The 13719-nt window shown below is 68.4% G+C and carries 13 protein-coding genes; 3 read left to right on the top strand and 10 right to left on the bottom strand.

Translation table 11 applies throughout. The features are described from left to right. Window positions 1-44 precede the first annotated feature (44 nt). The gene (locus tag DT074_RS04495; RefSeq protein ID WP_368744418.1) at window positions 45-1502 is read left to right on the top strand and encodes an ABC transporter substrate-binding protein; all 1458 of its coding nucleotides are present in this window, start codon (window positions 45-47) and stop codon (window positions 1500-1502) included. Between the two features lie 19 nt (window positions 1503-1521). On the opposite strand, the gene DT074_RS04490 is transcribed toward DT074_RS04495, so the two are convergent. The 4 genes from DT074_RS04490 to DT074_RS04475 are packed head-to-tail and all read right to left on the bottom strand — an operon-like array spanning window position 1522 to window position 5259. After that, window positions 1522-2490, bottom strand: a complete 969-nt coding sequence (locus DT074_RS04490) for an ABC transporter ATP-binding protein (RefSeq protein ID WP_119418624.1) — start codon at window positions 2488-2490, stop codon at window positions 1522-1524. Then, window positions 2487-3473 carry an ABC transporter ATP-binding protein gene (locus DT074_RS04485; RefSeq protein WP_119418623.1) on the bottom strand — a complete coding sequence of 329 codons (987 nt, stop codon included), beginning with the start codon at window positions 3471-3473 and terminating at the stop codon, window positions 2487-2489. Before DT074_RS04485 ends, DT074_RS04490 begins: the two co-directional genes overlap by 4 nt. Next, on the bottom strand, window positions 3470-4345 hold the full coding sequence (locus DT074_RS04480; protein ID WP_119418622.1) for an ABC transporter permease: 876 nt from the start codon (window positions 4343-4345) through the stop codon (window positions 3470-3472). The genes DT074_RS04485 and DT074_RS04480 overlap by 4 nt, the downstream gene beginning before the upstream one ends. Continuing rightward, the gene (locus DT074_RS04475) at window positions 4342-5259 is read right to left on the bottom strand and encodes an ABC transporter permease (RefSeq protein ID WP_119418621.1); all 918 of its coding nucleotides are present in this window, start codon (window positions 5257-5259) and stop codon (window positions 4342-4344) included. Before DT074_RS04475 ends, DT074_RS04480 begins: the two co-directional genes overlap by 4 nt. 108 nt (window positions 5260-5367) lie before the next feature. Here DT074_RS04475 and DT074_RS04470 point away from each other — a divergent pair, with 108 nt between their 5' ends. Further along, complete coding sequence (locus DT074_RS04470) at window positions 5368-7650, top strand: penicillin acylase family protein (protein ID WP_119418620.1); 2283 nt, start codon at window positions 5368-5370, stop codon at window positions 7648-7650. On the opposite strand, the gene DT074_RS04465 is transcribed toward DT074_RS04470, so the two are convergent. The 6 genes from DT074_RS04465 to DT074_RS04440 all read right to left on the bottom strand — a co-directional run bounded on the left by DT074_RS04465 (window position 7641) and on the right by DT074_RS04440 (window position 12492). Then, window positions 7641-8324, bottom strand: coding sequence for a VOC family protein (locus DT074_RS04465; RefSeq protein WP_119418619.1), 684 nt, complete (start codon window positions 8322-8324; stop codon window positions 7641-7643). The genes DT074_RS04470 and DT074_RS04465 overlap by 10 nt on opposite strands. A gap of 10 nt (window positions 8325-8334) precedes the next feature. After that, entirely contained in the window at window positions 8335-9006 is a 672-nt protein-coding gene (locus DT074_RS04460) for a nitroreductase (protein ID WP_119418618.1), read from the bottom strand. Window positions 9007-9026: 20 nt separating this feature from the next. Continuing rightward, window positions 9027-9788, bottom strand: coding sequence for an SDR family NAD(P)-dependent oxidoreductase (locus DT074_RS04455; RefSeq protein WP_119418617.1), 762 nt, complete (start codon window positions 9786-9788; stop codon window positions 9027-9029). Next, a complete protein-coding gene (locus DT074_RS04450; RefSeq protein WP_119418616.1) occupies window positions 9788-10570 on the bottom strand; it encodes an SDR family NAD(P)-dependent oxidoreductase in 783 nt (260 codons plus the stop codon). The genes DT074_RS04455 and DT074_RS04450 overlap by 1 nt, the downstream gene beginning before the upstream one ends. Window positions 10571-10631: 61 nt before the next feature. Continuing rightward, window positions 10632-11804, bottom strand: a complete 1173-nt coding sequence (locus DT074_RS04445) for an acetyl-CoA C-acetyltransferase (RefSeq protein WP_119418615.1) — start codon at window positions 11802-11804, stop codon at window positions 10632-10634. A 136-nt stretch (window positions 11805-11940) separates the two neighbouring features. Then, window positions 11941-12492, bottom strand: coding sequence for a PEP-CTERM sorting domain-containing protein (locus DT074_RS04440; RefSeq protein WP_119418614.1), 552 nt, complete (start codon window positions 12490-12492; stop codon window positions 11941-11943). A 312-nt stretch (window positions 12493-12804) separates the two neighbouring features. Here DT074_RS04440 and DT074_RS04435 point away from each other — a divergent pair. Continuing rightward, on the top strand, window positions 12805-13719 hold a 915-nt coding region (locus DT074_RS04435), incomplete at its 3' end, for an ExeA family protein (protein ID WP_119418613.1).

The raw sequence follows: 13719 nt of genomic DNA, 5'->3' as shown, positions 1-13719 counted from the left end.
GTATCACGATCGCGATGGCTTTGGGGGTCGGCGTTTGGCCGGCCATGGCCCAGAAATCCGCCGATACGTTGCGGGTGGTATTCCGCGACGCGGTGCCCAATATCGACCCCTACTACAACTCGCAACGTACCGGGTTGATCCAGGCGCATCATGCCTGGGACACGCTGGTCTATCGCGAGCCCTCGACGTTCGAGATGAAGCCGCTGATCGCGACCGCCTGGAAGCTGGTCGATCCGGTGACGCTGGAATTCACCCTGCGGCAGGGCGTCAAGTTCCATGACGGCAGCACGCTGACCGCCGACGACGTGGTCTACACGATCAACACGGTGGCCAGCCCCGACAGCAAGGTGGCGACGCCGAGCAATTACGCCTGGATCGACCGGGCCGAGAAGCTGGGTGACTACAGCGTACGCATCGTGATGAAGAAGCCGACGCCGGCGGCGCTGGAATATCTGTCCTTCGTCACGCCGATCTGGCCGAAGGCCTATCGCGAAAAGGTCGGCGCCGAAGGCTATGCCAAGGCGCCGGTCGGCTCCGGCCCCTACAAGATAACCAAGGTGGAGACCGGTTCCGGCCTGCAATACGAACGTTTCGAGGAATACTGGGCCGGCAGTCCGAAGGGCAAGCCCGCGATCAAGAAGATCTCGGTCCGCTTCGTGCCCGACGCGGCGACGGAAATGACCGAGCTTCTGTCCGGCCGCACCGACTGGCTGTGGAACATGAATCCCGACCAGTTCGACGCCGTCTCCCGCATGCCCAACCTGCAGGCGACGCGCGCCGAATCCATGCGCATCGGCTATCTGTCGATCGACGCCGCCGGGCGCAGCGGCGCCGGCAATCCGCTGACGAAGACCAAGGTGCGGCAGGCGATCTGGCATGCGATCGACCGCGAGACGATCGCCAAGCAGCTGGTCACCGGCGGCTCACGCGTGCCGCCCGCGCCCTGCTTCCCGACCCAGTTCGGCTGCGACGCCGAGGCGGCGGTGAAATACGAGTACAGCCCGGCCAAGGCCAAGGCGCTGCTGGCCGAGGCGGGCTATCCGAACGGCTTCGAGACCGAGCTGGTCAGCTATGTCCTGCCGCCCTGGACAGCCGCGGTGCAGAACTACCTGCAGGCGGTCGGCATCAAGGCGCGGGTCAGCCAGCTGCAGGTGGCGGCCGCCATCCAGCGGTCCTGGCGCGGTGAGAACCCGCTCTATCTCGGCAGCTGGGGCAGCTATTCGATCAACGACGTCTCGGCGATCATGCCGGTGATGTTCGGCGGCGGGAACGACGACTATGCCCGCGATGCGGAGCTGCAGAAGTTCCTGACCGAGGGCGGCTCGACCAACGACCCGATCAAGCGCCAGGCCGCCTATGCCGCCGCGATCAAGCGGGTGACGGAGCAGGCCTACTGGCTGCCGATGCACACCTACGTGAACACCTACGGCTTCGTGAAGGATCTGGACTTCAAGCCCTATCCGGACGAGCTGCCGCGCTTCTTCCTCGCCAAGTGGAAGTGATCCGAAAACGGGCGCGGCGTCAGGCCGCGCCCGCCACCGCCAGGTGACATTCGACGCGGCTATGCGCCGCCGCCAAGAGCGGCGGCGCCACGCTGCCGCAGCGCTCGATCGCGACCGGGCAGCGCGGGTGGAAGCGGCAGCCCGGCGGAATATTGGCCGGATCGGGGAGAATATCGCCGAGCCCCACATCGGGCACGCCGAGACCCGGCTCCGGCGTCAGCACCGAGGCGAGCAGCGCCCGCGTATAGGGATGGCGCGGCGCATGGAACAGCTCCGCCGTCGGCGCCTGCTCGACGATGCGGCCGAGATACATCACCGCCACCTCGGTCGCGACATGCTCGACCACGGCCAGGTTGTGGCTGATGAAGAGATAGGTGAGGTTGAACTCGCGGCGCAGCTCGGCCAGCAGGTTCAGGATCTGCGCCTGCACCGAGACGTCGAGCGCGCTGGTCGGCTCGTCGCAGACCACGATGCGGGGCCGCAGGATCAGGGCGCGCGCGATGGCGACGCGCTGGCGCTGGCCGCCCGACAGCTCCGCCGGCAGGCGGCCGGCCATGTCGCTCGCCAGGCCGACGCGCTCCAGCATCTCCGCCACCTTGCGGCCGATCTCCGCGCCGGCGAACTTGCCCTGCGCGACCAGCGGCAAGGCGACGATGTCGCCGATGCGCCGGCGCGGGTTCAGCGAGGCGAACGGATCCTGGAAGACCGGCTGGATCAGCTCGGCGCGGAAGCGGCGGTCCATACCGTCGAGGCGCTGGCCGTCGACCAGGACCTCGCCCGCCGTCGTGGGCAGCAGACCCAGGATCAGCCGCGCCAGGGTCGACTTGCCGCAGCCGCTTTCGCCGACGATGCCGAGCACGCTGCCCGCCGGCACCGCCAGCGAGACGTCGTCCACCGCCACCACTTCCCGCGCCGTTCCGAACAAGCCGCCGGATGTGCGGAAGGTGCGGCGGGCCGACTTGACCTCGATCGCCGGCGTTGCGCTCATGCCGCGCCCCGAAGGCCGGACCAGTCGGCGGCCAAGCGGCAAAGATAGTCGTGGGCCTCGCCGGCGGCATGGCGGGGCACCTCCGCCGCGCATTCCGGCATGGCGAAGGCGCAGCGGTCGCGAAAGCCGCAGCCCTGGAAGCCGGCACGGACGCGCGGCACAACGCCGGGAATGGAGCCGAGCGGCTCGCCCGGGCGGATCTTGCCCGGCACCGGCACGCAATCGAGCAGGCCGCGCGTATAGGGATGCTGCGGCCGGGCGAACAAGTCGTTGGTCCGCGCGCTTTCCACCACTTCGCCCGCATACATGACCGACACGCGATCGGCGACGCGGGCGACGATGCCGAGGTCGTGCGTGATCAGCAGCACGGCGAGGCCGAGATCGCGCTGCAGGCCGGCGAGCAGCCGCAGGATCTGCGCCTGCACGGTGACGTCCAGCGCCGTGGTCGGCTCGTCGGCGATCAGCAGCTCGGGATCGCACATCAGCGCCATGGCGATCATCACCCGCTGGCGCAGGCCGCCCGAGAGCTGGTGCGGAAACTGGCCGAGCCGCATGCCGGGTGCCGTGATGCCGACGCGGGCCAGCATTTCCGCTGCCCGGTCGGTCGCAACCTGGCGCGAGCTGCCCTTGTGCCGGCGATGCACCTCGGTCATCTGCGAGCCGACCGTGTAGGCCGGATTGAGGCTGGTCATCGGCTCCTGGAAGATCATCGCCATCCGGTTGCCGCGCAGCCGCGCCATGCCGGTATCGGAGAGGCTGAGCAGATCCTCGCCGGCGAAGCGCAGGCGATCGGCGCTGCGGCTCGCCCCGCGCGCCAGCAGGTTCATCACCGCGAGCGCCGAGACCGACTTGCCGCACCCGCTTTCGCCGACCAGGCAATGGGTCTCGCCACGGTTGACGGCGATCGCGGTGCCGCGCACCGCGGCGGTGCCGCCGGCGAAGGTGACCCTGAGGCCGGCGATGTCGAGCAGCGCCTCGCTCAACTGCGCTCCCCCGTGCCGAGCAGGTCGCGCAGGCCGTCGCCGAGCAGGTTGATGCCGAACACGAGCACGAACAGCGCGACGCCGGGGATCATGATGACCCAGGGACTGAAGAACATGTATTCCTTCGCCTCGGCGATCATCAGCCCCCAGGAGGGCAAGGGCGGCGGCACGCCGAGGCCGAGGAAGGAGAGCGCCGCCTCGAGCAGGATCGCCAGCGCGATCTCGAGCGTCGCCACGACGGCGAGGTGGCTTGCGATGTTGGGCAGCACCTCGCGGGCCAGGATGTAGCCGCGCGAGCAGCCGGCGCACCACGCGGCGGCGACGAAATCCAGATTGCGCACCTGCATGGTGGTGCTGCGGGCCACCACGGCGAAGCGGTCCCAGAGCAAGAGGCCGAGCGTGAGCACCAGAAGCGTCAGCGAGCTGCCGAGCAGGCCGACCACCGCCAGCGCCACCAGCACCACGGGGATGGAAAGGCGGCAGGTGATGGCGAAAAGCACGGCATCGTCCACCTTGCCGCCGGCAAAGCCGCCGATCACGCCGAGCACGATGCCGATCACGCCGGATGTGATGGTGACCGCGATGCCGATCAGCATGGAGATGCGGGCGCCGTAGATCAGGCGCGAGAGATAGTCGCGGCCGAGCTGGTCGGTGCCGAACGGATGGGCCGGATCGGTGCCGTCCATCCAGAACGGCGGCAGCAGACGCCGGGTCAGGTCCTGGGTGAAGGGATCGTGTGGCGCCAGCCAGGGGCCGAAGATGGCGGCGAACAGCGTGATCCCGACCACGGCGGCGCCGAGCCAGGTGCCGAGCGAGCGCCAGCCGCGGCGCGGGCCCGCGGTGGTGACGGAGACGACGGCAATGTCGGTCATTGTCCGCGCAGCCTCGGGTCCAGCACCGCATTGACGAGGTCGGCGGCGAGCGTCAGGCCGACATAGATCACCGCGAGGACCAGCACCACGGCCTGCACCACCGGGAAGTCGTTCTTGCCGATGCTCTCCCAGGCGAGGAAGCCGACGCCGTGCAGCGCGAAGACGGATTCGATCACGATCGAGCCGCCGAGCATGAAGCCGAGCTGCACGGCCGCGATGGCGACGACCGGGATGGCCGCGTTGCGCAGCGCGTGCTTCAGCAGGATGGAAAGGCGCGACAGCCCCTTGGCCCGCGCGGTGCGGATGTAGTCCGACGACAACGCCTGGATCATGCCGCTGCGGGTGAGCCGGGTGAGCGCCGGCACCGCGGTGAAGGCGAGCACGATGCCGGGCATGACGAAATGCTGCCACGAGCCGGTGCCGGAGACGGGCAGCCAGCCGAGCCGGATGCCGAACAGGATCATCAGGATGAGGCCGAGCCAGAAGCTCGGCATCGCCTGGCCGATCAGGGTGATGCCCTGCACGATGCGGTCGGCCAGGCGGCCTTCCTGCGCCGCGGCCAGCACGCCGAGCGGCAGGGAGATCGCGAGCGCGATGGCGAGCCCGACCAGGCCCAAAGTGACCGTGATCGGCATGCGTTCCCCGATCAGCGAAGCGACACGCTGCTTGAAGAAGTAGCTCTCGCCGAAATCGCCGACCGCCGCGCGCCCCACCCAGCTGCCGAACTGCACGATCAGCGGCCGGTCGAGCCCATAGGCCTTGCGCACCAGCTCGACATCCTGCTGGGTCGCGTTCGGGCCGGCGATGGAAATGGCGAGATCGCCCGACAGCCGGGTCAGGGCAAAGGCAAGCGTCAGCACCGTGGCGGCGACCAGCAGGGCGACGATCAGGCGGCGAATCAGAAAGCGCAGCATCCTGCACGAACCTTAGGCATCGGCCCGTCCGGCCTGCAAGCGACGTGCCGTTTGTGGCGCGACCACCCGGCCTGAGGCAAGATCGGCTTCGACAAGGGGCAAGTGGCGATGGCGTCGATCACGGTGGCGGATGCGCGGGCGGCGGTGCCCGAGACGCAGGGCGAGTTCAGGGTCGCGGGTCTGGAAGGCAAGGCGGAGATCTTCCGCGATCCCTGGGGCATTCCGCATATCCGCGCCCGCGGTACGGCCGATGCCTGGTTCGCGCTCGGCTTCGCGCATGCGCAGGACCGGCTCTGGCAGATGGAATCGACCTTGCGCCGCGCGGTCGGCCGCTGGGCCGAATGGGCCGGGCCGTCCGGCCTGCCTGCCGACAAGCTTGCGCGCCGGCTCGACGCGCTCGGCGCCGCGAAGCGCGACTTCGCCGCCCTGCCCCCGGCGGCGCGCGGCATGCTGGAAGCCTATGCCGCCGGCGTGAACGCCTGCATCGCGCGCGGACCGGCGCCGGTGGAATACCGCCTGCTCGACGCCGCGCCGGAGCTTTGGGAGCCCTGGGCCGGCATCGCGGTGATGCGCCAGCGCGGATTCCTCATGGGATCGGTCTGGTTCAAGCTGTGGCGCGCCGCCGCTTTGCGCGCCATCGGCCCCGACAACATCGGCAAGCTGCGCTACGACGATGGCGGCCGCGACCTGCTCTGCATGCCGACCGGCATCGAGGCCGAGCGCTGGGTCGCGACCTTGGCCGATCTCGCCCCGGCGCTGGAGGCGGTCGCCGCACTCGGCGCGGCGGACGCCACCGGCGGCGGCAGCAACAACTGGGCGCTGGCGCCGAAGCGCACGGCGAGCGGCCGGCCGCTCCTGGCCGGGGATCCGCACCGCACCTTCGACATTCCCGGCATGTACGCGCAGACGCATGTCGCCTGCGACGCATTCGATGTGATCGGCCTGACGGTGCCGGGCGTGCCGGGCTTTCCGCATTACGGCCATAACGGCAAGGTCGCGTGGTGCGTCACCCATGCCTTTGCCGATATCCACGACCTGTTCGTCGAGCGGTTCGATGCCGGCGGGGAGCGCTATCGGTTCCGTGACGAATGGCGGGCCGTCGCGCGGCGGGAGGAGACAATTTCCGTACGCAGCGCCGCGGCCGCGCGCGTCATCGTCCAGTCGACGCATCATGGCCCGGTGATCGCGGGCGATCCGGCGCGCGGCGCGGCGGTGACGCTGCAATCGGTGCAGTTCGATGCGGCCGACCTGTCGCTCGCCTGCATGGAGCCGATGATGCGCGCGGGTTCGGTGGACGCGCTGTTCGAGGCGACGCGCGGCTTCGGCCTGATCGACCACAACCTGGTCGCCGCCGACATCTCGGGCCGTATCGGCCATCTGGTGCGCGCCGTGGTGCCGGTGCGCCCGCGCAGCAATGGGTGGCTGCCGGTGCCGGGCTGGACCGGCGCGCATGAATGGCAGGGCGCGGTGCCGTTCGAGCGCATGCCGCGCAACATCGATCCGCCCGAAGGCGTCATCGTCACCGCCAACAACCGCTTCGTCGCCGACGATCACGCGGATTATCTGACCACCGACTGCCATCCGCCCTATCGCGCCCGGCGCATTCTGGAACGGTTGAGAGCACTCGACGCCGCGACAGTCGAGGACATGAACGCACTGCACACCGATGTGGCGAGCGTGCCGGCGCGCGAGCTGCGCGACCGCATCGCCAAGGCGCCGCACTCGCCACTGCGTGATCTGATCGCTGGTTGGGACTGCCGCATGGAGCGCAGCTCGACCGCGGCGACCGCCTACTACGCCGTGCGTCGCGCCATGACGCGCATCCTGGCCGAGCGCTCCGGCCTCGCGCGCGCGGCGCGCGATCCGCTGCTTGCCGTGGCGCCGGGCGTGGCGCCGCTCAACCAGCTCTGGTGGACCCTGCCGGGCCTGCTGCGCCGCGACGACAGCGCGCTGCTCGGCGGCGCAAGCTGGGACGAGGCGATCGCTGCGGCGCTCGACGAGGTAGACGGGGCGGGCGCGCCGAAGCCCTGGGGCGAGGTGCACCGGCCGCGTTTCGTGCATCCGCTCTCCACCTGCTTTCCGGATGCCGCCGCACTGCTCGATCCGCCCGCCGCGTCCGTCGCCGGCGATGGCGACACGGTCTGCGCGACCGGCGCCTTCTGTGCCGGCGGCATGGAGGCCGCGTACGGGCCGATCGCGCGCTATGTCATCGATGTCGGCGGCTTCGACAACTCGCTCTGGGGCGTATTCCACGGCGCGTCCGGCCATCCCGGCAGCCCGCATTATGCCGACCAGGTGGCGAACTGGGCGGAAGGGCGCGTCGTGCCGATGCTCTATGCCTGGCCGCGTATCGAGGCGGAAGCGGCGGCGCGGCTCGCGCTTCAGCCCTGATCCAGCGAGCCGGTCAGCGAGGCGCGCTGCGAGATCTCGATCCAGTTGCCGTCCGGATCGCGCACGAAGGAGATGCGCGCCGTGCTGCCGAGCGTCTGCGGCGCGCGGCCCTCGCGACCGCCGCGCGCCAGGATCGCGGCATGCTCCGTATCCACCTTGATCACCTGAATGGTGATGTAGCGGAAGCCCTTCGCGTCCATCGCCAGGTCGACCGCCGCCGCCGCATCCTTCTCCAGCAGGATCACGCCGTCGCCGAGCCGGAAGCCGTCCTCGCCTTGCGCCGGCAGGGCGAGGATGCGGCCGAGGAAATCGCGGTGCCAATCGGGCTCGCGTGCGGCCAAGCGGATGGCGATGCCGGTGATGCCGTGATGGCCCGGCGGCACCAGGGTCACAGCGTTGCCGTCCGGATCGTGCAATTGCTCCGGCACCGCGATGCCGGGCCGCGCGATCAACAGCTCGCGCCAGCCCGCCGGGGCCGCCACCGGCAGCGGGTCGCGCGCGTGATTGATCTTCAGCACCGAGCCGTTGACGTCGTGCCGATGCTGCCGGAGGCCGCGTCCGAGCGGCAGCATGTGGTCGAAGCTGAGGCCGAGCTCGCCCTGGTAGAAGGCCAGCATCGGCTCCAGCCGGTTGGTGAACAGCCCGACATCGAAGCGCGGCTTGGCGAGCTGCATGCGGCGCGCCTCAGAGGCCGCGGAACGAAACGTATTCGTCGAACGGCGCACGGTCGGTGCGCAGCGTGTTGATCGGGTGCGCCTCGTCCAGGTAGCCGATGGCAAGGCCGGAGAACAGCATCAGCTCCGGCGGCATGCCGACGAACTCGCGGATCGCGCTGTGCCAGCGCGCCCAGGCTTCTTGCGGGCAGGTGTGCAGGCCGTATTCGCGCGCCAGCAGCATGATCGATTGCATGTACATGCCGAGATCGGCCCACTGGCCCTCCTGCATGTCGCGGTCGATGGCGAAGAACATCGCCGCCGGCGCGCCGAAGAACTGGTAGTTCTTGGCAAGCTGCATCAGCCGCGCCGGCTTGTTGTCGCGACCGATGCCGATGGTCGCATAGAGATCCTCGCCGCACTTGTAGCGGCGCGAGCGGTAGGGATCCTTCAGGTTCGGCGGATAGATGTGGTACTCGGTCTCCTCGCCGCCGGGGGTGGTCTTCATCCGCTCGGCGATCAGCGCCTTGAACCGCGCCAACTCCTCGCCCGCGATGACCCAGACATGCCAGGGCTGCAAATTGCCGCCGGAAGGCGCGCGGGCGGCGCCTTCGAGAATGGCCATGATCTTCTCCTTCTCGACCGGCTTGTCGAGAAAGGCGCGGGCCGAGATGCGGCTCGCCAGAGCTTCGGAAACTTTCATGTCACTGCCTCTGCGCGGCTTCAGCCGCCGCCGTTGATGTAGAGCTTCTGGCCGTTGGCATAGGGGTTGGCATCGGAGACCAGATAGACCACCGCGGCCGCCACTTCCTCCGGGCTGCAGACATGGCCGAATGGATATTGGTCATCGAGCTCGTGGATGTTCTTGACCCCGGTCCGAGCCTGCGCAAGGCGGCGGCCCATCTCGGTATCGGTCAGGGTCGGACCGACCACGTTGGTGCGGATGCCGTGCTTGCGCTCCTCCTTCGCCAAGGTCAGCGCCAGCGCCTCCATCGCCGCCTTGCCCATCGAATAGGGCGCGCCGTTGGCGGCCAGGCTCTGCGTCGCCACGCTGGAGATCATGATGATGTCGCCACGCTTTTCCTTGCGCATATGCGGCAGCACCAGCTTGGAGAGGAAATGCGGCGCCATGGCGTGCACGCGCAGCACGCGCTCGAGTTCCGCCGGATCGGTATCGGCCACCGACTGGCCGCGCGAGGCGATGCCGGCATTGTTCACCAGGATACTGATGCCGCCGAAATCGCGCACCACCTCCGCCACCATGCGGGCATCGTCCTCGACGCTCTCGACCGAGGCGGCATAGGCCCTGGCCTTGCGCCCGAGGGCGGTGATGGCCGCCACCACCTCGTCGGCGGCGGCCTTCTCGCGGCGGTAATTGACCGCGACATCGGCGCCGGATTGCGCCAGCGCGATGGCGATGGCGCGACCGATGCCGCGGCTGGCGCCGGTGACCAGCGCGGTGCGGCCCTTGAGCGAAACCTCCATCAGCGCAGTCCCATGCGGATGGCGCCGTCGAGGCGGACGTCCTCGCCGTTGAAATAGCTGTTGCGGCACATCTCGACCGCGAGCGACGCATATTCGGAAGGATCGCCGAGCCGCTTGGGGAACGGCACCGAGGCGGACAGCGCGTCCTTCACGTTCTGCGGCGCGCCGTTCATCAGCGGCGTGTTGAAGATGCCGGGCAGGATGGTGTTGATGCGGATGCCTTCGCCCGAGAGATCGCGAGCAATCGGCAGGGTCATGCCGACCACGCCGCCCTTGGAGGCCGAATAGGCGGCCTGGCCCATCTGCCCGTCCTCGGCCGCGACCGACGCCGTGTTGACGATGGCGCCGCGCTCGCCATTCGCCAGCAGCGGCAGGGTCAGCATGCCGGCGGCCGACTTGGCGATGCAGCGGAAGGTGCCGACCAGGTTGATCTGGATGATGCGGTCGAACTGGTCGATCGGGAAATGCTTGATCTCGCCGGTGCCCTTGGCGCGCGAGGCGGTCTTGAAGGCGTTTCCCGTGCCGGCGCAGTTGATCAGGATGCGCTCCTGCCCGATGGCACCCCGCGCCTTGGCGAAGGCAGTATCGACCTCGGCATCCGAGGTCACGTTGACCTTGCAGAACACGCCGCCGAGCTCTTTCGCAACGGCTTCGCCCTTGGCGTCGTTCATGTCGAAGATCGCGACCTTGACGCCGTGGCTCGCCAGCAGCCGCGCCGTGGCTTCGCCGAGGCCGGACGCGCCGCCGGTGATTACGGCGGCGATGGATTTGTCGAGTTGCATGGACGTTTCCCTGGATCGTTGGCGGGCGCCGGGTCGAGCCGGCACCCGCTATTCTTGTTTCTCAGAGCCGTTCGACGATGGTCACGTTGGCGAGACCGCCGCCCTCGCACATCGTCTGCAGCCCAAAGCGCTTGCCGCGCGCCTTGAGCGCATGCACCAGGGTGGTCATCAGCTTGGTGCCCGACGCGCCGAGCGGATGGCCGAGCGCGATGGCGCCGCCATGGACATTCAGCCGATCCGGATCGGCGCCGGTCTGCTTGAGCCAGGCCTTGGGCACCGAGGCGAAGGCCTCGTTGACCTCGAAGAGATCGATATCGTCGATCTTCATGCCGGCCTTCTTCAGCGCCCTCTCGGTCGCCGCGATCGGCGCTTCCAGCATGATGACCGGATCGCCACCGACCACCGTCATGTGATGGATGCGGGCGAGCGGCTGAACACCGAGCGCCTTCAGCCCCTTCTCGTTGACGACGACGCAGCCCGAGGCGCCGTCGCAGATCTGGCTCGAGCTCGCCGCGGTGAGACGACCGTTCTCGGCCAAGAGCTTCACCTGGCGCATGGCGTCGAGATTGGCGTCGTAGCGGATGCCTTCGTCCTGGGTGTGCTGCTCCTTGGCACCTTCGGGCGTGGTGATCTCCACCGGCACGATCTCGTCCTTGAAACGGCCGCCCTGGGTCGCGGCGATCGCCTTGCGATGGCTCTCATAGGCGAAGGCGTCGAGCTCGTCCTTGGTGAGGTCGTGCTTCTTCGCCAGCATCTCGGCGCCGGTGAACTGGCTGAACTCGATGCCGGGATAGCGCGCTTCCATCTTCGGGCTCTTGTAGAAGCCGAAACCCGCCTTGGCCGGCACGATCACGGGCAGGCCCATCGGCACCCGCGTCATGCTCTCGACGCCGGCGGCGATCACCACGTCCATGCTGCCGGACATTACGGCCTGGGCGGCGAAATGCAGCGCCTGCTGCGAGGAGCCGCATTGCCGGTCGACCGAGGTTGCCGGCACCGATTCCGGCAGTGTGGAGGCGAGCACCGCATTGCGCGCGATGTTGAAGGCCTGCTCGCCGGCTTGGCCGACGCAGCCCATGATCACGTCCTCGATCAGCGCCGGGTCGGCACCGCTGCGCGCGACCAGGGCGTCCAGCACCTTGCCGGCGAGATCGGCCGGGTGCCAGTCCTTCAGCCGGCCGCCCTTACGGCCACCGGCCGTGCGCGCCGCGGCGACGATATAAGCTTCAGCCATGAGCGTTTCCCTCTGTTGTCCGATTGAACCCGCGTTGCGGCGAAACTACCGCAACGCGGCTTCAGCGGAACAGCGGGATTCGCTTTTGCGAACGGCGCCTGCGGGCGCCGCCGGAGCCAGCCGATGGCTTCCGCCCTCAGGGCCCCGGACGGCGGCGCCATGCGGCGAAGGCGAGCAGGGCCACACCGAGCAATGCCATGGAGGCCGGCTCCACAACCTCCGAGCTGCCTTCGCGGGTGAACTCGAAGGTGCCGAACGATCCCGGCGAGAACCCATAGGCCCAGTCGTTGGCCGCACAGCCGAAGCAATTGCCGACGAAGATAATCGCCAGGTTGATCGGGTTGCCCCAGACCTTGAAGTCGCCGGGGCCGATATGCTGATCGTCGATCTTCTGGAACGTGTCGTGCCCGCCCTTGAGGAAGTAGCTGGTGATCGCAGTGGTCAGCACCACATTGCCGAATTCCAAGTGATAGTTGGTGGGAACCAGGAAGGACCCGTTGGGTGCGGCGTCGAAATTCTCGAACTCGACGAAGCCCGAGATGGGATCGCCCGGATTCTGTCCGGTGGATCCGCAGAATGCCGAGGTACAGACCCCCGTCATGTTGAAGACAACACCAGCCTGAGCACTACTGAGGCCAATGAACAACCAAGCGACGGCAAGTGTCGCTAACATCGTAAAGCGCGGCATGTCCCCACTCCCTCAAAATTTCTTGGTTAAGCAACTTTTGTGCCGACGATTGCTAACCAATTTTTTCAGATGGTTATTTTGCGAAGAAGAGACGCTTCGGCGGATTCTGTAAATCCAATCGACAGCCGGGGGGCGGCCGGCTTTGCGCAATGTATGGCTGTGTCAGCGAACTCGAGCTGCAAATTTCCGGCTGCAGGGCGCCGGGCGATGCGGTCACCGAATTGTCCGGATGTGGTCACGCGGAACTATTGCACTGCACCATAGATTAGGGACAGCGTGCCGACCGGGCATCCGTGTCGCTGGAGTGCCCCTATGTATGAAGGCTATTTCGGGCTGCGGGCCGCGCCGTTCCAGGTGACGCCGGATCCCAGGCTGCTGATGCTGACCGCGGCGCACCAGGAGGCGCTGGCGGCGATCCTATACGGCATCATGGCGCGCAAGGGCTTCGTCACCATTACGGGCGAGGTGGGTGTCGGCAAGACGACCGTGCTGCGCCACGCCCTCGATCAGGTCAGCGCGGACAATGCTGACGTGCTCCATCTGGTGCAGCCGGTGCACAGCGCGTCCGAGCTGCTGCAAACGCTGCGCAGCGAGCTCGCGCCGGAAGACACCACGCCGCCGGAGACTTCGGATCACGGACGCCTTGTCGCCGACATCCAGGCGGCGCTGCTGCGCCGGCTCGAGCAGGGCCGTTCGGTCGTGGTCGCGATCGACGAGGCGCAGACCATGCCGGTCGATGCGTTGGAATCGCTTCGGCTGCTATCCAATTTCGAGACACGGACGGCCAAGCTGCTTCAGGTCGTGCTGGTCGGGCAGCCCGAGCTCGACGAGATACTGGACCGGCCGGAGCTTCGGCCGCTCAACCAGCGCATTGCCGTGCGCGCGCGCATCGGGCCGCTCAGCCCGGACGACAGCCGCCGCTACCTGGAGCATCGCATCGCCGCCGCCGGCGGAACTGTCGCCGAGCTGTTCACCCCGGGCGCCCTGCGCGTGCTGCTGCGCGAAGCCGAGGGCTATCCACGCCGGCTGAACATCATGTGCGACAACGCGCTGATGAACGCCTACGGGCACGAGTCGCGCAAGGTGACCTCGCGCATCGCGCGCGAGGCGCTGGAGCCGCTGACCTATCGCCCGCCGCCGCGCCCGCTGCGCGCCGAGCCGCGGCGGGTCGAGCGCGAGCCGATGGTGGTGACGAGCGAACCGCGCCGGCGCCGGCCCGGCGCGGGC

The organism is Desertibaculum subflavum (genome assembly GCA_003576705.1).
Classification (GTDB): Bacteria; Pseudomonadota; Alphaproteobacteria; order Ferrovibrionales; family Ferrovibrionaceae; genus Desertibaculum; species Desertibaculum subflavum.
The sequence above is the reverse complement of the archived record's forward strand: the minus strand, read 5'-3'. Positions and strand labels throughout refer to the sequence as shown.

Excerpts from the sequence above, each read along its gene's own strand:
- DT074_RS04495 (WP_368744418.1), top strand. The coding sequence starts at position 45 with ATGGCCCAGAAATCCGCCGATACGTTGCGGGTGGTATTCCGCGACGCG.
- DT074_RS04490 (WP_119418624.1), bottom strand. The coding sequence starts at position 2,490 with ATGAGCGCAACGCCGGCGATCGAGGTCAAGTCGGCCCGCCGCACCTTC.
- DT074_RS04480 (WP_119418622.1), bottom strand. The coding sequence starts at position 4,345 with ATGACCGACATTGCCGTCGTCTCCGTCACCACCGCGGGCCCGCGCCGC.
- DT074_RS04475 (WP_119418621.1), bottom strand. The coding sequence starts at position 5,259 with ATGCTGCGCTTTCTGATTCGCCGCCTGATCGTCGCCCTGCTGGTCGCC.
- DT074_RS04470 (WP_119418620.1), top strand. The coding sequence starts at position 5,368 with ATGGCGTCGATCACGGTGGCGGATGCGCGGGCGGCGGTGCCCGAGACG.
- DT074_RS04465 (WP_119418619.1), bottom strand. The coding sequence starts at position 8,324 with ATGCAGCTCGCCAAGCCGCGCTTCGATGTCGGGCTGTTCACCAACCGG.
- DT074_RS04460 (WP_119418618.1), bottom strand. The coding sequence starts at position 9,006 with ATGAAAGTTTCCGAAGCTCTGGCGAGCCGCATCTCGGCCCGCGCCTTT.
- DT074_RS04455 (WP_119418617.1), bottom strand. The coding sequence starts at position 9,788 with ATGGAGGTTTCGCTCAAGGGCCGCACCGCGCTGGTCACCGGCGCCAGC.
- DT074_RS04450 (WP_119418616.1), bottom strand. The coding sequence starts at position 10,570 with ATGCAACTCGACAAATCCATCGCCGCCGTAATCACCGGCGGCGCGTCC.
- DT074_RS04445 (WP_119418615.1), bottom strand. The coding sequence starts at position 11,804 with ATGGCTGAAGCTTATATCGTCGCCGCGGCGCGCACGGCCGGTGGCCGT.
- DT074_RS04440 (WP_119418614.1), bottom strand. The coding sequence starts at position 12,492 with ATGCCGCGCTTTACGATGTTAGCGACACTTGCCGTCGCTTGGTTGTTC.